The following is a 17,052-nucleotide window of genomic DNA, read 5'->3' as shown; positions in this document are numbered from 1 at the left end:
GCCGCCTACGGCGGCGGCCCGACGGGCCCTGTCCACACCACTCGCGCAGAAAGTGATCCCCCGTCATGCTGAACCCGGATGAACCGCTCCTCAGGGTGCGAGGCCTTTACAAGAGCTTCGGCCCCGTGCAGGCGCTGACCGACGTGAGCCTCGACCTGCCTGCCGGCACCGTGACCGCCCTGTGCGGCGATAACGGAGCCGGGAAATCGGTGCTCATCAAGTGCATCGCCGGTACCCATGAGTCCGATCGTGGCCAGATCTTCTTCGAGGGCCGCCCGGTGCGGATCCGTTCCGCCCGCGAGGCTGCGGCGCTTGGGATCGAGACCGTTTACCAGGACCTGGCGCTCGCCGACAACCTCGACATTGTCCAGAACATGTTCCTCGGACGCGAGCGGCTCCGCTTCGGCCTGCTCGACGAGAACGAGATGGAGCACCTTGCCGCGCAGACGCTCGCGGGGCTGAAGGTCACCACCGTCCAGTCGATCCGCCAGCCGGTGGGTTCCCTTTCGGGTGGACAGCGTCAGTCGGTCGCGGTCGCCAAGGCGGTGATGTGGAACTCCAAGCTCGTCATTATGGACGAGCCCACCGCGGCGCTCGGCGTGACCCAGACCGAAATGGTTCTCGATCTCGTCAGTCGGCTGCGGGACCGAGGATTGGCGGTCGCGCTGATCTCGCACAACCTGAACGATGTGTTCGAGGTCGCGGACCGTATCGCCGTCCTCTATCTCGGCCGGATGGTGCTCGAGGCGAGCATCGCCGACTTCACCCGCCAACAGGTCATCGAGTACATGACCACCGGCCGGCTCGGGACGACCGAGGCCGCGCAGCGCCGAGAGGAGGTGGCCGGCCGTGACGCACGTTGACAGCGAACCCCTGGAGCAGCGAGCCCCGTCGGGTGAGGCAGCCGCAGCGGTGGCACTGACGGAGGACCCGACCGCGGCGCCGACGAGCGCGCTCCTGCTTCCCCCTGAGATCACCGCCCAGACCCTCGGCGAATATCTGCGCGCACAGGCGGTCCGAGTGCGCAGTGGCGAGAGCGGCATGTTGCCGGTGTTCGTCGCGCTGGCCGCCATCGTGATCGTCTTCCAGACGATCAGTCCCGGCCACGTCTTCCTCTCGGCGGGCAACGTCGTCAACCTGTTCCAGCAGAGCGCTGTCTTCATGGTTCTCGCGATGGCGGAGATCTTCGCTCTGCTGCTCGGCGAGATCGACCTCTCGATCGGCTACGTCGGTCCTCTCGGAGCGACGATCGCCGTTCAGCTGGTGCAACCGAGCACCGCGAACTGGCCGTGGTACGCGGCGATTGCCGTGGCGCTGTTGTGCTGTGCAGCAATCGGGGCAATCCAGGGCCTGTTGATCGCGCGCCTTCGCCTCCCGTCGTTCATCGTGACGCTCGGTGGCCTGCTCGTCTTCAACGGCGTGCTACTGATCGTCCTTGGCTTCGGGCCCTTCTCGGGATATCCAAGCCTGACCGGAGCGAAGCCGAACCTACGAGCGCTCTACAACCTCATGTGGGGTCACATCGGCCCGACCGCGGGGTGGGCAGTGCTCGGGATCCTCGCTCTCGTGCTGGGCGCGGCCATGTACCGCCGGGATGCCCGTCGGCGGCGGAGCGGCCTCGTGGCACTGCCCGTCGCGGTCACGCTCCTAAAGATCGGCCTCCTCGCCGCGATTGGCGTCGGCGTCGTCTGGGTCTGCAATCTCAACCGCGCCGTCGTCGGGACCATCCGTGGCGTGCCGTGGGCGATCTTCATTGTCCTCGGGGTGCTCGGCCTCTGGACCTTTGTCCTCCAGCGGACCCGTTTTGGACGGTATGTCTACGCGATCGGTGGGAACCCCGAGGCGGCCCGCCGAGCGGGCATCAGCGTTGAGAACATCCGTACCCTCTCGTTCGTTCTGTGCTCGGTCACCGGGGGCATTGCGGGGCTGCTCTACGCGTCCTATCTCGGCGGCATGTCGAACAACGTGAACGGTGGCCAGCTCGTGCTGTACGCCGTGGCGGCGGCCGTCATCGGCGGCACCTCCCTGTTCGGCGGCCGCGGTAAGGCAGCACACGGCGTGCTCGGCGGCCTCGTGATCGGCGGTATCTACAACGGGATGTATCTCCTCGGCCTGAAGGTCGAGTGGGAGTTCATTGTGACGGGCCTGGTCCTCACGGCAGCCGTGACGATCGACGCGCTGTCGCGCCGTCACAGCCGGCTAAGCGCCTCGGGCCGGGGCTGACCAAGCGCTTTGGAGAGTCCCGCATGGCCACCGACCGGTCCGATCGAACTCATCTCGTGACGTTCGGCCCTACGCCCCCGACCCCTCGTCGGGAAGAGTCCCGGTGAGGAGCCGGCGGGCAGAACGCCGCGGTGGAACCGGTAGAGGAGTGCAGCGATGACGACGGGGATGACAGTGATGATCACGACCGGTGCGGTGGCTGCGGTTGTCGCCGTGCTGGCGCTTGTGGTGCCGCCTCGCGGCGTCACAGGCGTGCCGGCCGAGGGGCGCCTGGAGGCGGGGCACCGCCGTCGGGCGCGTCGATGACCGCCGCCCCGGTGAGCCGGGAGTCCGCTCGCCGGCGAAGCATGCCGCCCCGAGAGTGCGCCGGGAAGCTGCGGACGAGGGTGCTGGGTCCAGACGTCGCCTTACGCTGATGCCACGAGAATTCCTGAGCAGGCCCTCCGGCCATGTTCCGGCGGTCGTTCGCGTCTGCTCCGGTGATTGAGGGATCTTCTCGGTCCGGCCGACCGCCATTTCGCTTGCTCGTCCGTTTTTGACCCGGTTGTGGGCGTGGCGAAGCCGGGCGGTGCCGATCCTTTGATTTGGTGGCGCTCAGGTGATGAGCGCGATCCGTCTGTAGGCGGACAGCAGGGCCTCGGCGTCGGGCCAGCCGTCGAGCACGCGCACGATCTCGCGACGCGCGGATCGGACGAGGCGTCCCGGAGCGTGGAAGAAGCTCCACCGGACCGTCTTCGGTCGTGCGGCGGCGAGTGACCCATCGAGGCAGAGGAGGTCGAATCCGACGGAACAAACCCGAACAGCGAGGGCTCTCTGCGCAGGTACTCGATGTCCGCGCAGCTCTCCCCACCGCCGGCGATCACCGCCATCAGCTGGACGAGCACCTTGCCGCGATCGTGCAGCGCGAACCGTTCGGACCGTTTCGGGATCGCCGACGAGAGCACAGCTCCGAGCCGCAAACGATCGGCAAAGGCACAAAGAGCGTGGAGCCCGACGTTTGCGACGACACCGCTCCCACCGGGTTCCACGATCACGGGACGCGCGCTGGTAGTTTCCATCTCGGAAGTGGCCCTTCTTGTGGTGTAACTGGTTTCTCGACAACTCCAGTTTCCCCTGCAAGGAGGGTCTTTCCGCGGATGCGCGCCGGTCAGCTCACGAGGCCCCGTGAAAGATCACGGCTAGTGCCCCCGGCAGGACTCGAACCTGCGACACGCGGTTTAGGAAACCGCTGCTCTTTCCCCTGAGCTACGAGGGCTGGAAGCTGCAGAATTCGTTCAGGAAAACCCTGTCCAGGTGCAGCTTTAGCCTTGAACATCAGTCTACGGGTCGGGCCTTGGACGATCCGGGCCCTGGCGAGCGCCGCGATCGGGGATCGACCGATGCCGGGGCGCGCCCTAACCGCCCGTCTGGGCGTCGAAGGTCAGGCTGCTGCCAGGGTGCCCGGCGGCTGCTGGCGTCGCAGCTCCGGTGCCCGGGCCTTCGCGTTCCGAGTTCGGCAAGCAGCTCGGGAAGGGGCTGTTTGAGTTCCGCCTTCGGCACGACGAGAAGGAGATTCTGAACAGGGTCCGCCCCGACCTTGCCGAGAAGATTGAAGCTGCTACCGGCGACGACAAGATCTTGCTCAGGGTGTTCTGCTACGCCTACGGCGACAAAATCATCCTGCTGATAGCGGGGTACGACAAGGCGGCCGACGACTCGAAGCGTCGACAGGACCGTGAAATCAAGGCAGGCAAGAAGGAACTCGCACGCTTCCGTTCCCTGCACCCTGAAACGGCCTCGTGGCAGAAACGCGGTCCGCGTGGCGTTCTACTCGAGGGGAGCTTCATCACCTACTGGAAGAGCCGTAAGAAGCGGTACGGTTCGCGCGAACCCCACCCAGGACACGCTCGCGAGATTGCTCCGTCCACTCGGCCTGGTGCTCGCGGCCGTCACCCCGAGCGCCGAACCAGTCGCGGGTTAACACCTTCATGCTCTTGAGCCTGTCTGTCCAGGTCGCCCGCCGTTGCTCATCGATCTCTAGCGTCACTGGTCAGCTCGCCAATTCGGGCCATGGAGTTCGAACTCACGCGAGGATCGCCGGAGCTGGAGCCGGATCTCCCGCCGCTACGGCGCCAGTTGGGCTGGGACGTCGACGAGGATGAGGCGATCGTCCGATTCCGCTAGCCGCTCGAGGCCGGGTGCGTATCCGTTCTTCGACATGAGCACGATCTTCAGCTCGCCGGAAACCTTGAATCCGGCTTGCCGGAGCGCTGGGATCTTGAATTCATCCAGCTCCTTGACCACGTCGGCGCGCATTGCTCCTGCACGCCACTTTGCCTCTCCGACGACGTTCACTCTGGAGCGGGCAGCCCCCACGATGTCGATTTCCTCACTCGTGCGCTCTCCGCTCTTCCTGAGTGAGTCGAGCGAGCGGCCCCACCAGCGACCGACTGTCGTCGCTACCGGCCCGAGATGCATGCGCGTCCACCGACGCGCCCAGTCCTCGAAGACGATCGAGACAAGTTGCGAAAGCGCCGGCGCGACTTCGGAGTCGAACAGGTCAAATGGCGGAAGCCCGCTCTCAAGCGAATCCTGGAAGGGATAGACGAACCGGAACCAGAAGGCAAAAAACGGATCCGTCAAACGCCAGTGGCCCGACTTCGAGCCGGCGAGTGCGCCGAACGGATTCTCTCGCTCCACGAGCCCAACGTCATGAAGGGTGCTGAGATAGTTCGTGACCTCGCTGAGTTTGCTTTGCATGGCGGCGGCAATTTCTGCCGTCTCCTTGGCGCCGCCCGCCAGGATTTCGAGGATCGAGAAGTACGTCCCGGACTGGATGAGTTCCTGCTCAATGGAAGTGCGCACCTCGTTGAAGAGCGGAGCATTCTGGTCAAGAATCCGGCGGCAAATGGTCGTTCGGAGGTCACCGTCACCAAGCAGCGAGAGGTACCTCGGCATGCCGCCGCTGATGGCGTAACGCTCAAAGCGCCCGATGGGCTCGAGCGTGGTTAGAAACGCGGTCGCCTTCTCGTACTCGAGCGGGCGGAGAACGAGCGGGGTGAGGCGGCCGTACATCGGGTTCTTCTCTTGCTGGAGGGAAGTCATCACGGCGGTCGTCGATCCGCTGAGGACGAGTTTCAAGAGCGAGTGGTCGCGCTCGTCTTCCAACACTGCGGCGATGGCGCTGAGCACTCGATCCGTGTCGGTTTTTGAGCGCGGTAGGAGATATGGGAACTCGTCGATGACCGCGAGGATGCGTCGGTCTCGCGCGGAACGCAGGAGCACGCGAAACAGGGTGGGGACGTCGGGGATGTCGGGGCGGATGCCAAGGGCGCCTTCGAGCTGTTCAGCGAAGTCCTTGAGCTGCTTTCCCGCTGCCGCCTTGCGCGCGACGAGGATGATGGCGGGCTTGCCATGCGCGAAGCGTCGAAAGAGCCACGACTTCCCGGTCCGGCGGCGACCGTGCAGGTTGATGGGGAGCTCCTGTGCACCCCCCCACCACTCGTCCAGCCGGGCGAGATGCTCCTCGCGATCGATGAAGCTCGCCACGGGGGGCCACTCAAAGATCCCGACGTCGGTCATGGTGTTCCTTATATTCCGGATTATTATCAGCCGGGGTATTGCGAACTTCCCCGGCTCACTGGGAACCCGCAACCACCCCGGCACTCTATAGGCTAGATTATAATAAGTTAGAATATAAGATGGCCGCATCGGGAGCAGGTCCGATCGCTCGACGAAAATTCCTCGACCTCACGACTGGACGGCGTCGGCGGGTCGCTGCCAGGTGGCTGGCCAGAGGGCGCAGCGGGGCTCAGAAATCACCTCCGGCTCGCCGGGAGAGCAGTAACTCGAAGGTGCGAGGGCCCTACTCCGTAGTTCCTCTTCTTCGGCGCCCCTCGCGCGGCGGCCACGCCCAATGGCCGTGGGGGGGCGTGGTGGGGAAAGATCGGACCCGATGCCCGACACCGGCGAGCTCACCGCGACCAGCCCCGCGGTGGCGCGGGGGTCCCCCGGCTCGGAGCGCCCGCTGTTCGGTTGGGTCGTCCTCCTCCTCGGCCTGCTGAGCGGGCTCGCCTACTGCTCCTGGCCACTGGGCTCGGTCGTCAACCCCGCGCTCGCCTCGTCGGGCCTCGCGAGCGACCTCGGGTCGCACGGTCAGCCCTATTCCTGGCTCTTCTCGCTCCTCGACTGCGTCACCGGCGCGGCCACCGTGCTGGCGAGCGGCCTGCTCCTCGCCCGCAGACGCGACGGCGACCGCCCGCCGCCCGTCGCGCTCGCCGCCTACGCCCTGTTCGGCCTGCTCACGGCGGTCGATTCGCTGCTCCCGATCGGCTGTGGGGAGAGCGACCTCACCGGCTGCGGCGCCGACCTCTCACGGCCGAACGTGGACGACGTCCTCACCGGCCTCGCCGTGTTCGCCCTCTTCGTCGCCGCGCTCTCGGCGCTGCGGCGAGCGGCCGCAGCGGGGCCGCCGCCGACGCTGCTCATCGGGGGGGCGCTCGTCCTCGCCTGGAGCGGGACCGGCCTCGTCTTCCTCGCCAACCACTTCTCGACGCGCCCCGCGGTGACCCTGCAGCACCTCTTCCTCACGCTGTCGAGCGTCCTCAGCTTCGCCGTTCCGGCGCTGCTCGTCGCGGCGCGGCGCGCTCGCTCACCGGGCTGAGGCGACCTCGGCGGGGCGGCCGCTACCGGCGATCGCGATCGCCCCGCAGACGACCGCGGCGAAGCCCGCGCAGCGCACAGCCAGCGCAGCCGTGCCCGCCGGGGCCTCGCCGAAGAGGGCGGCGCCGGCGGCGATCGGGATCGCGTTGGTGCACAGCGCCGAGAGGCCGGCGCTCGCCAGCAGCCCGGTGCGCTGATAGCTGAGCTGCAGGGCCACGAAGCCGAGCGCCGCGCAGCCGAGGAAGAGCGGGACGAGGAGCGGCCGGCCGAGGACGGCCGCCTTGGTGGCGACGTCGCCGGCGCCGTAGCTGAGCCCCGAGCCGGCGCCGAGCACGACCCCCCGCCAGCCCTGCGGCGCGAGCGCGAGCGCGAGCGCGAATGCCACCAGGCAGCAGGCGACGAGGACGACGACGGTGGCGACGCTCGGGGCATGCTCGTTGCCCTCGCGCAACGTGGTGAGCACCATCACGAGACCGGCCGCGGCCGCGAGCGCGCCGAACCGCTCGCCGCGGCCACCGCCCGCGGCACCCCGCCGCCGCACGGCGAGCACGAGGAGGGCGATGGCCGCGGCGTTGGCGGCCTGCACGAGCGAGAGGGGCGCGAGCGCGAGCGCCGCGATGTAGAGCCCCCACCCGACCCAGCTCGCGAGGTAGCCGAGGAGCCAGAGGGGTGCCCCGAGGAGCTGGCGGGCGGCGGCGAGCGGATGGCGGAGGTGGAGCCGCTCGAGGTCGGCCGCCGCATGGTGCTGCCCGGCGTAGCTGGCGGCGAAGCAGGCGGCGGAGGCGAGGGCCAGCACGAGGCCGCCGGCGAGCCTCATCGCCGGGAGGGCTCGGGGCTCTCCGCCTCCTCGACGCGCCGCCAGTCCCTCCCCCGCAACAGGTCGGCGAAGGGCAGGTAGCGCTCGGCGGCCATCGCCGAGACGAGGACCCTCGGGAGGTGGCGCAGGCGCTCGACGACGAGGTAGCGGGGCTGCCAGCGCGGGCCGAAGTGGCGGTTGAACATCATCAGGTTGTCGAGCTGCAGGCCGAGGAGGCGCTTCGCGACGAGCACCAGGCGGCGGGCGACGCGGCGCAGCCCCGTTCGCCGGGCGTCCCGGTCGAGGAGGCGCGCCGCCGGGGAGAAGTTGAGGGAGAGCGCCTCGAAGCCGTGCTCCCCGGCCCAGGAGATAGCGCTCACGATGAGCGCCGCGTTGAGGCCGTTCGGCGCCTCCTCGGCGCGCGGCATCGAGGAGAGCGAGAGCGAGGAGCTGGCCGGGCAGACCGCGATCTCGAGGAAGCCGACGAGGACGCCGGCGCCGTCGCGTCCGATGACGAACAGGGCGTCGTCACCGTCGAGGCGGAAGAGCTCGTCGAGCTCCATCACGAAGCCCTTCCGCTTCGCGCCGCCGAGCCAGCGCTCCTCGAGCGCCGAGAGCTCGCCCCGCTCGGCCTCCCCGAGCTCGCCGGCGGTGAGGATCTCGATCCGGTAGCCCTTGCGCTCGAGGCGGTGCACGGCCTGGCGTACGCTCTTCATCTCCCCGCCCCCGAGCGAAAAGCCGGCGGTCCCGACGATTGCCTCGTCGCCGTGGTAGAGGGGCCGCAGGCCGGCGGCCCGGTAGGTGTCGAGGAGGCGGTCGCTCGCGCCGAGCAGCGCGAAGCGCCAGCCGTGCGCCGCGCACATCGCGCGGAAGGCGGCGATCGCGGCCGCCGCCTCGCTCGGCGGCCCGATCGGGTCGCCGGAGACGAGCGCCACGCCGCGCACGACCCGGTAGGCGATGAGCGTGCTCGCCGAGCCGGCGGCGTCTGGCCCCTCGGGATGCAGGTAGAGGGCCTTGTCGCGTCGCAGCGTGAAGGGGGCGAGCGTGTCGCCGCCGAAGGTGGCGACGAGCGAATGGGCGTGCTCGCGCCGCTCGGCCCCCTCGACGGGGCGGTGGTGCCAGGGGGCGAACCACGTCACCGTGCCCCAGATCACGGCGAGGGCGACGATCGCCCGCAGCGACCACGGGAACCAGGCGCCGAAGTCGTCGGGGAGCAGCGCCGAGCTCGGCGGCGCGCCGAGGACGAGGGCGTAGAGCGTGGCGTGCACCGCGGGGAGGAAGTGAACACGCAGCCCCGCGGCGGCGCGGTTGAGCATCACCGCGACGACGCCGTAGGAGAGGCCGGCGAGCGCGAGGCCCGCGGCGCGCAGCACCCCGCCGAGGCGGGTCGTGGGATCGCCGGCGAAGGGGAAGTCCTGACGACGGGTGACGAGGGCGACGAGGACGAGCGCCCCGCTCAAGAAGAAGGCGACGTTGAAGGTGTCCTTGTCGGCGGTGAGGTACGACACCACCACCGTCCCCACCCCGAGGGAGATGACGATCAGCGCCGCCGCGAAGGCAAAGGCGCGCCGGCCCCTGCGCCCGAGGCCGCGCGCCGCGAGCAGGAGCACGATGCCGATCATCACCTCGACGGTGCGCGTCACCGGGGAGGTGGAACCGGTGAGCAGGCCACCGAGGGCGTGCTCCTCGCCGCTCGAGCGCGGCAGCGTCGCCGAGAGGACTTCGATCACGCCGAGCAGGCCGACCGCGGCCGGGAGCAGGCGCGTCAGCCACTGCTCCCCGCTCGGGCGGCGCGCGATGACCGCGACGCCGAGGGCGAAGAGCACCGCGGCGACGTAGACGGGCGGCAGATCACGGGTGGTGTCGAAGGCGGCGTCGAGGGAGCTCTGGCGCACGACGAAGAGCGAGATCGCGGAGGCGATGTAGAGGAAGCCGCCGATCCCCGCCCCCACCGCGAGCGCGATCGCAAAGCCGTCGAAGCCGAGGGAGCGCGCCAGATAGCCGGCGAGGAGGCTGGCCACCGCGACCACGCCGACGAAGACGACCATCGGGACGGCGTCGTGGCCCGGGAGCTCGTCGAGGGGGAGCGCATCGGCGAACCGTGGCCCGGGCCAGCCCGCGGTGGGTGCCCGCAGCAGGTAGCACCAGCCGGCGACGGCGCCCGAGAGGGCGATGAGGCCGACCGCCATCAGCACGACGCGCGCCGGAGCGCGCAGCAGTTCAGGCATCGCGCGGCGGGAGCGGGCTCGGGGGCGGCGCACCATGCTGGAAGTAGCCCGAGGCGGCCTCGAGCGCCTCGGACATGTGCGAGCGCCACAACTTCCAGGTGTGCCGGCCGCTGTCGATCGTGAACTTCACCGAGACGTGGCGTGAGAGTAGCGACTGCGCGAAGGCGAAGCTCGACTGGTTCTTCCGGTCGTGGCCGCCGATGTAGTACCAGACGTAGGCGTCATGGGACCGCAGCCCCGCGGCGACGGCGGGCGCCTCGACCGCCGGGCTGTTGTAGGCGAGGAGCGCCCTGCGTTGGCCGAAGAACTGCGGTGCGGTGCTCGCCACGTAGTAGGGCGACCAGGCCTCGATGAGGTCGAACTCGCCGACGTGGTGGAAGCCGATGTTGAAGGCGCCGTAGCCGCCCTCGGACGGCCCGCCGAGCCCCCGCTGCGAGCCGCTGTCGATCGTGCGGTAGTGGGCCGTGACGTATGCGACGAGGTCGTGCGCGACGTAGGTCTCCCAGTCCGAGTGGGGCCGGACTGAGTTCGCCCACTCCTCGTCGGTGAAGAAGTTCGGGCTCCCGCTCGGCATCACGACGATCATCGGGCGGATCCGCCCCTCGGCGAGGAGGTCGTCGGAGGTCGTCGCGACGTCCCCGACGTTGACGAACTGCGCCGGCGAACCGGGGTCGCCGTGCAGCAGATACAGGACCGGGTAACGGGTGCCGGCGTCCGCGGCGTAGTTGGGCGGCAGGTAGAGGAGCACCTGCATGCGGCGGCCGCCGAGGGCGGGGCTCGGGACCGCGACCGTGCGCAGCGACCCCGCGTAGACCGGGACCCGCCGGTGCGCCGCCCCGCTGCCGACGGTGACGAAGCGCGCCGACACCGGAGGGGGGAAGCCTCGGTAGAGCCAGAAGGTCTGCACGTAGCGCACGAGGCCGACCGCACCGGCCGCGAGGAACACACCGCCGAGCACGATCGCCACCGAGGCGCGCACCACCTTCGGGCGGTGGCCGAGTCGCGATGAGGTGGGCGGCTCGGTCGAGTCCGCTCCCTCCTCCCCACGGTCGGCGACGAGGACAGAAGCACGCGTCACCGGCGGACCATTGTTCCTTTGCCGCCCGCGCTTTGCTGGGCGGGGTGCCCGCCAGGTCGCCGGGCGGGCTGCTCACCGGCGCGCAGATCGTACCAACGATGCCCACGCGCCCGGCCGTGTCGCGCCGGCGGGTGGGCGGGGCTCAACGGCGAAGGGGTGGCGGGGGCGTCAGCCGTGCCCGTCGCGGCGCAGCGCGATCACGCAGCAGTCGTCGCGCCGCCCTCCCGCCGGCGCGGTCGACTCGACGAGACGCCGGCAGAACTCGTCGAGGTCCTCGATGGCGCTCAGCGCGAGGGCGGCATCGGCGATGCGGCGGAAGCACTCTTCGTAGTCCTCGCCGGGCCGCTCGACGAGGCCGTCGGTGTAGGCGACGAGGAGGTCCCCGGGCTCGAGGGTGAGCGAGTACTGGGCGATGCTCGGCTCGAAGGTCGGCGCGAGGACGGTTCCACCGCCGGGGCCGAAGGTCGCCGCGCCGGCGCGCACCATGAGTGGCGGCGGGTGGCCGGCGTTCGCCACCTCGAGCGCCCCCGTCGCCGGGTCGAGCGTCGTGAGCTGCACGGTCGCGATGAGGTCGCCGTCCTCGTCGGAGTCGGGGGCGGCGAGCAGAGGGGCGAGGCGCGCGAGCGCGGTCGCCGGGTCGTGCCCCTCGCTCGTGAAGGCGAACAGGCCGTTGCGCAGCCGCGCCATCGCCGCCGCGGCCTGGACGCCGTGGCCCGAGACGTCGCCGACGACCACGGCGTAGCCGCCCCCCCGCAGTTCGAAGACGTCGTACCAGTCACCGCCCACCGAGCCCTCGCCGGAGGGCTCGAAACAGGCGCCGAAGCTGAGCCCCGGGAGGGCGGGGAAGCTGCCGGGGAGGATCGCGCGGGTGATCGTCTCCGCGAAGGCCCGGCGTTCCTGCTCGGTGCGGTGGTGGTCGAGGGCGATCGTGGCGCGCGCCGCGAGGCTGCTCGCGAGGCTGAGGTCGGCGTTGCGGTAGACGGCGCGCTCGGCGCCGCTGCCGAAGAGCATCAGCGCGTTCGCGTGCTCGTTCGCGCTGACGGGCACGCAGATGAGCGAGGAGAGGCCGAGGTGCTCGAGGAGCGCGCTCGCGCCGGGTGTCGCGTCCCCCGGTTCGGTGGTGAGGATCCATGCCTCGTTCTCGTGCGCGCCGGCGGCGAGGAGCATCTCGCGCAGCGGCCGCTCCCGGGAGTAGGCCTCCGCCTCGTCGCCGATCACCGCGCTGCGCGCCGAGGCGACGCGCTCGAAGCGCTCCCCGCGTCGGACGTAGACCATCGACCAGTCCGCGAAGCGCGGCACCGCGAGGTCGGCGAGGCGCTGCAGCAGGGCCTCGGCCGAGCTGTGCGGCGCCGACATCTCGAAGGTCGCTTCGGCGATCACCTCGCGGCGGGTCTGGGCCTCAGCGCTCACCTGGCGGAGCTCGGCACGCTCGATCGCGACCGCCGCCTGCTCGGCGACCGAGCGCAGGTAGTTCCGCTCTCCCTGGCTGAAGGGGTGGTCCTCGGTGTAACCGATCGCCATCAGCCCGTGGCGGCGGCCCTCGACGACGAGCGGGAGGCCGGCGAAGGCGTGCGTCGGCGCCGACTCGAGGATCGGCCAGCGGGCGAGCAGCTCGTCGCGGTCCTCGACGAACAGCGCCTCACCCGAGGCGAGGTTGGCCCGCGCCGGGTAGCGGTCGTCGAGGGGGATCTCCGGGAACTGCCGGGAGAGCTCGCTCCCACCGACGAGCAGCAGACGGCCGTTCTCGAGGCGCCAGATCGCGGGCTCCCCGGCGCCGCCGGTCTCGCGGAGGATGACGTCGCAGACCTCCTCGAGGTCGCGCGCGTTCGCCAGCGCGGCGGTGATCGCCTGCAGCCCGCGCAGGTACTCGGGGTCGTCGCGGTGGCCCCCCTCCGGCTTGTCGAGGCGTGTCCGCAGCGCGGACCGGACGAAGTCGTCGAGCGACTCCCCAGGCGTGAGACGGGCGCGTATCTCCTCCGTCAATCGCGGGTCCAGGTACAGCGGAAGCCGCTCCGTCACAGGAAGACCAGGTTACCGGCACTCCGCGGGGCGCTCCCGGGCGTCCCCACCGGGGAGCGCCTCGACCTCGGGGCCGAGCTCGGCGAGGAACATCGCCGTCACGACGAGCACCCCGCCGACGAGCACCGGCCAGCCGAAGGTCTCCCCGCCGAGGTAGGCGACGAGGCCGGCGAAGGCGGGCTCGAGGGTGAAGATGATCGCCGCGCGCGTCGGTGAGATGAAGGACTGCGCCCAGCTCTGCACGACGAAGGCGATCGCCGTCGCCAACAGTGCGGTGGCGACGACCCCGAACCAGGAGAGCGCGCCGCTCGGCAGCGCGAGCCCCCCGGGGAGCGCGGCGGCGGTGCAGATCACCGCGACGGTGAGGAGCTGCAGCACCGTGAGGCGGTAGAGCTCGCCGGCGCGGGCCCAGGCGCCGAGTCCGACGATCTGCAGCGCGTAGCAGAGAGCGCCGAGCACCGTGAGCAGCTCGCCGACGCCGAGCTGTGCGCCCCGGAGGGACAACACCGCGAGGCCGCTCGTCGCGACCGCCACTGCGACGAGGGTGCTCGGCGCGCAGCGGTGACCGAGCAGCGGCCAGGCGAGGAGGGGGGTGAAGACGACGGCGAGGCCGGTGACGAAGCCGGAGACCGCGGCCGAGGTGTGCTCGAGGCCGAGGGTCTGGAAGACGTAGCCACCGGCGAGGAAGCCGCCGAGGAGCATCCCCCGACCGAGGAGCGGCAGGGGGAGGGCGAAAAGCGCGCGCGGCCGCAGCACGACGAGGGCGAGCGCGGCGAGGACGAAGCGCAGCGCGAGGAAGCGCATCGCCGGCATCTCGCCGATCACGTCCTTCACGAGGAGGAAGGTCGACCCCCAGGCGGCGGTGACGAGCACGAGGAGGACGACGGCGAGGCGCGTGCGGGGCGGGCCGATGGCCCCCGCCGGCGCGTCGTCGAGCTCGCTCAAGGTTCCTGCACCGATCTTTCAAAGAGGCCCGCGACGGGGGCCGGAACTACGATGAGCTTGTCGGACGCGCCGGCATCGTGCCGTTTCGCATCTCGGGGGAGCTGCGTCCGCCTCTTTGGATCCCCCAGGTCGTCCAAGGAGGGGAAGTTGTCCAAACTTCAGCTGTCCTATGTCGGCGGGGTCAATGAACGGGTCGAGCCGCTCCTGAACGCCGAGGTCGAGGCGGAGGGCATCGACATCGTGCCCACCCACTCACACCCCTCCGAGCACTTCTGGCGGCAGTTGAGCTTCGACCAGTTCGAGTTCTTCGAGATGTCGATCTCCTCCTTCCTGATCGCCCACGACCAGGGCGCGGACATGGTCGCCATCCCCGCCTTCCCGAGCCGGATGTTCATGCACTCGAACGTCCACTACCACGTCGACTCGGGGATCACCGGTCCGACCGGCCTCGCCGGCAAGCGCATCGGGGTCGGCGAGTACCAGCAGACCTCGGCGCTGTGGACGCGCGGCATCCTCGAGCATGACTTCGGCGTCTCCCAGTTCGACCTCGAGTGGTACATGGAGCGCACCGAGGAGCTCTCGCACGGCGGCGCGACCGAGTTCGTCCCCCAGGAGGGGATCAAGTTCCACCGCGTGCCCAAGGAGAAGACGCTCCGCCAGATGCTCCTCGACCACGAGATCGACCTCGGCCCGGGCGGGCGCGGCGGCCTCGGCGTCTCGGAGGGCAAGTACACGACGGGCGCGATGAACTGGAACTTCGTCGACCGGGCGACGATGCGCCCGCCGGCCACCGGGGACGCCTCCAAGGTGAAGCCGCTCTTCCCGGACCGCATCGCGGAGGGCAAGCGCTTCTTCGAGGCGCACGGCTTCATCCCCGCCAACCACTTCTTCGCGATCCGCGGCGACATCTACGAGAAGTACCCGTGGGTCGCCTTCAACCTCTACCGCGGCCTCATCGACGCGAAGACCGTGGCGGCGCGGGACCTCGTCGGGAACGTCCCCTCGGCGATGATCTTCGGCCCCGAGTACCTCGCGATGACCCGCTCGATCGTCGGCGAGGACCCCTACCCCTACGGGATGGAGAACAACCGGCCGATGCTCGAGTTCATGATCCAGATGTCCCACGAGCAGGGCTTCATCAAGGAGCGGCCGCAGGTGGAGGACCTCTTCAAGCCTGAGTTCCACCACGTCTGAGTCGCGGGCGACGCCCCTCTGACACCTCCGCGCCGGTCCAAGGCCGGGGCGGAGGTCGTCCTCAGCTCAGACCCGCTGCAGGAAGTGCCCCTCGCTCGCCGAGCGGGCGCGGCTCTCGCGGAGCTGGGTCCGGAGGTTGCCGGGGAGGTGGAACAGCGCGTCGAGGGTGAAGACCGAGCCGGTGCCGACGCACGCGCCCCCGAAGGTGTCGGTCGCGAAGTGCCAGCGCATCGCGATCACCGCCGCCGAGACAGCGGCAATGGCGCCGAGGCCGAGCACGACGGCGAGCGGCCGGAAGAGCCTCGGCGAGGCGAGCACGAAGACGGTGGCGAGCGCAGCGGCCGCGGTCACCGTCCCCGACGGGTAGGAGTAGCCGCCGAGGTAGGCGGGGCGGCCGACGAAGGGCTTGGCCACCTGCTCGGTGATCAGCACCGCGACGAGCGGTCCGACCGCGCAGGCGGCGGTGCGGGCGAGGTCCCGCCAAATCGAGGTGGCGATCGCGATGCCGATCCCGATCACCAGCGCCTCGAGCGAGCCGAGCAGGGCGATGTCGTGGAGCACGTGCGAGCCCTGGTCGGGGGGGAGCGCGTTGTAGGCGAAGGCGTCGAGGCGGTTCAGCCCCGGACGGTGCACGAAGACGAGCCCCGCGACGGTCGCCGCGCCGAGGAGCGCCACCCCGAAGGCGAGCTCCAGGCCGAGCAGGAGCGAGGTCGGGCCGGGTCGGTCCGCATGCCGCATTACCTGAGGTTACGGGGCGGCGGCGCGGCCGCGGCGGCGCGGCTCAACCGGAGACGTTCGGGCCCACGCGGTCGACGACGATCTCGATGAGCACCCGCCGCTCGTGGGCCATCGACTCCTCGTACTCGGCCCAGTCGGGGTGCTCGCCGGCGGCGGCACGGTAGTAGGCGACGAGGCCCGGCATCGCCTCGGGGAGGGAGTGCACGGTCGCCTCCCCCTCGAGCTGGACGAACCCGCCGAAGAAGGCGTCCTGCAGGACGCAGAGCGTGGCGCGCGGCTCGCGCCGCAGGTTGGCCGTCTTCACCGCCGTCTCGCGGGTGGAGATGACCACGTGCCGCTGCTCGTTCAGGGCCACGGTGATCGGCGACAGCTGGGTGCCGCCGTCGCGTCGACGGGTGGCGAGCACGGCGTGGTGGTGGGTGGCGACGAAGTCGAGGGCGGTGTCGGTGTCCATCGGTCTCCTTTTCGGCTGGTCCGCGTCACGAGAAGCGGGCGAGCCAGCGCTCCTTCTCGGTCGGGAAGAGGACGGGATTGCTACGACGGAGCTCGCCGAGGGTCGCGGAGGGGGCGTCGACGTAGGCGTGGCCGCAGAGGACCACGGTCTCGTCGCCGAGCGGCGCGAGGCGAGCGAGCAGGCTCTCGTAGAGCGCCTCGGGGTCGCCGCCCGGCAGATCGGTGCGGCCGCAGCCGCGGAGGAAAAGGGTGTCCCCGGTGACGAGGTCGTCCCCGACGAGCAGGCACTGGCTGCCGGGGGTGTGGCCGGGGGTGTGCAGGAGGTGGAAGGTCACGTCCCCGACGGCGAGCTCGTCGCCGCTGTCGTGGTCGACGAGGCTCTCGCCGCCGAGGCCGGCGCCGCGCTCCACCCACGGGCGCTCCGCGCGCTGGATGTGGACGGGCACGTCGACCACTTCGAGGAGCGCGGCGGTGCCGTTGATCGCCGTCTCGCCGATGGTGCCGCCCGCGTGGTCGGCGTGGTAGTGCGTGAGCACCACCCCGTCGAGGGTGAGCTCCTCGGCGCGCAACGCGGCAAGGAGCTCGAGCGGCTCGTACGCGGGGTCGACGAGCAGGGCGCGGCGGCTGTCGGCGTCGCCGACGACGTAGATGTAGTTGCGCATCGCGGCGGCGACGCGGTCGCCGGTGGCGAAGTCCCTTCCGGAGAGGAGCTGGCGGACGAAGGGCGCCGCCATCGG

The 17,052-nt window shown here is 70.3% G+C and carries 14 protein-coding genes and 1 tRNA gene; 5 read left to right on the top strand and 10 right to left on the bottom strand.

The features are described 5' to 3' along the window. Window positions 1–65: 65 nt before the first annotated feature. Both VNF07_04515 and VNF07_04510 read left to right on the top strand, forming a co-directional pair. Window positions 66–863, top strand: coding sequence for an ATP-binding cassette domain-containing protein (locus VNF07_04515; GenBank protein ID HVB05496.1), 798 nt, complete (start codon window positions 66–68; stop codon window positions 861–863). Beyond that, on the top strand, window positions 850–2,223 hold the full coding sequence (locus VNF07_04510) for a hypothetical protein (GenBank protein HVB05495.1): 1,374 nt from the start codon (window positions 850–852) through the stop codon (window positions 2,221–2,223). The genes VNF07_04515 and VNF07_04510 overlap by 14 nt, the downstream gene beginning before the upstream one ends. Before the next feature lie 1,182 nt (window positions 2,224–3,405). Here the strand turns inward: VNF07_04510 and VNF07_04505 are convergent. Continuing rightward, window positions 3,406–3,478: transfer RNA gene (locus tag VNF07_04505), tRNA-Arg, on the bottom strand. 212 nt (window positions 3,479–3,690) lie between these two features. On the opposite strand from VNF07_04505, the gene VNF07_04500 reads away from it, so the two are divergent. Then, complete coding sequence (locus VNF07_04500) at window positions 3,691–4,200, top strand: hypothetical protein (protein ID HVB05494.1); 510 nt, start codon at window positions 3,691–3,693, stop codon at window positions 4,198–4,200. A gap of 126 nt (window positions 4,201–4,326) precedes the next feature. Here the strand turns inward: VNF07_04500 and VNF07_04495 are convergent, their stop codons facing one another. Beyond that, on the bottom strand, window positions 4,327–5,784 hold the full coding sequence (locus VNF07_04495; GenBank protein ID HVB05493.1) for an ATP-binding protein: 1,458 nt from the start codon (window positions 5,782–5,784) through the stop codon (window positions 4,327–4,329). A gap of 373 nt (window positions 5,785–6,157) precedes the next feature. Here VNF07_04495 and VNF07_04490 point away from each other — a divergent pair, with 373 nt between their 5' ends. After that, entirely contained in the window at window positions 6,158–6,865 is a 708-nt protein-coding gene (locus tag VNF07_04490) for a hypothetical protein (GenBank protein ID HVB05492.1), read from the top strand. Here VNF07_04490 and VNF07_04485 read toward each other — a convergent pair. From VNF07_04485 to VNF07_04465, 5 genes are all read right to left on the bottom strand, one after another. Then, a complete protein-coding gene (locus VNF07_04485) occupies window positions 6,854–7,681 on the bottom strand; it encodes a hypothetical protein (protein ID HVB05491.1) in 828 nt (275 codons plus the stop codon). The two genes, VNF07_04490 and VNF07_04485, sit on opposite strands and share 12 nt — an antisense overlap. After that, window positions 7,678–9,888 carry a phosphatidylglycerol lysyltransferase domain-containing protein gene (locus tag VNF07_04480; GenBank protein ID HVB05490.1) on the bottom strand — a complete coding sequence of 737 codons (2,211 nt, stop codon included), beginning with the start codon at window positions 9,886–9,888 and terminating at the stop codon, window positions 7,678–7,680. The genes VNF07_04485 and VNF07_04480 overlap by 4 nt, the downstream gene beginning before the upstream one ends. Then, window positions 9,881–10,966: an alpha/beta hydrolase-fold protein gene (locus VNF07_04475; protein HVB05489.1), complete on the bottom strand. Its 1,086-nt coding sequence runs from the start codon at window positions 10,964–10,966 to the stop codon at window positions 9,881–9,883. Before VNF07_04475 ends, VNF07_04480 begins: the two co-directional genes overlap by 8 nt. Window positions 10,967–11,134: 168 nt before the next feature. Continuing rightward, a complete protein-coding gene (locus VNF07_04470) occupies window positions 11,135–12,949 on the bottom strand; it encodes a SpoIIE family protein phosphatase (protein HVB05488.1) in 1,815 nt (604 codons plus the stop codon). Between the two features lie 48 nt (window positions 12,950–12,997). After that, window positions 12,998–13,930, bottom strand: coding sequence for a DMT family transporter (locus tag VNF07_04465; GenBank protein ID HVB05487.1), 933 nt, complete (start codon window positions 13,928–13,930; stop codon window positions 12,998–13,000). Window positions 13,931–14,077: 147 nt separating this feature from the next. On the opposite strand from VNF07_04465, the gene VNF07_04460 reads away from it, so the two are divergent. Continuing rightward, window positions 14,078–15,124 (top strand): hypothetical protein, encoded by a 1,047-nt coding sequence (locus VNF07_04460; protein ID HVB05486.1) that lies wholly within the window; start codon window positions 14,078–14,080, stop codon window positions 15,122–15,124. A 66-nt stretch (window positions 15,125–15,190) separates the two neighbouring features. Here the strand turns inward: VNF07_04460 and VNF07_04455 are convergent, their stop codons facing one another. Genes VNF07_04455 through VNF07_04445 form a run of 3 tightly spaced genes read right to left on the bottom strand, consistent with a single transcriptional unit; the run spans window position 15,191 to window position 17,049 of the window. Beyond that, entirely contained in the window at window positions 15,191–15,862 is a 672-nt protein-coding gene (locus VNF07_04455; GenBank protein ID HVB05485.1) for a phosphatase PAP2 family protein, read from the bottom strand. A gap of 43 nt (window positions 15,863–15,905) precedes the next feature. After that, window positions 15,906–16,316 carry a PPOX class F420-dependent oxidoreductase gene (locus VNF07_04450; GenBank protein ID HVB05484.1) on the bottom strand — a complete coding sequence of 137 codons (411 nt, stop codon included), beginning with the start codon at window positions 16,314–16,316 and terminating at the stop codon, window positions 15,906–15,908. A gap of 25 nt (window positions 16,317–16,341) precedes the next feature. Further along, the gene (locus VNF07_04445) at window positions 16,342–17,049 is read right to left on the bottom strand and encodes an MBL fold metallo-hydrolase (GenBank protein ID HVB05483.1); all 708 of its coding nucleotides are present in this window, start codon (window positions 17,047–17,049) and stop codon (window positions 16,342–16,344) included. Between the last annotated feature and the right edge of the window lie 3 nt (window positions 17,050–17,052).

The sequence above is a fragment of the Acidimicrobiales bacterium genome (assembly GCA_035533595.1).
In the GTDB taxonomy this organism is placed as follows: Bacteria; Actinomycetota; Acidimicrobiia; order Acidimicrobiales; family Bog-793; genus DATLTN01.
Note: the sequence above shows the minus strand (reverse complement) of the source record. Positions and strands in the feature narration are given on the sequence as shown.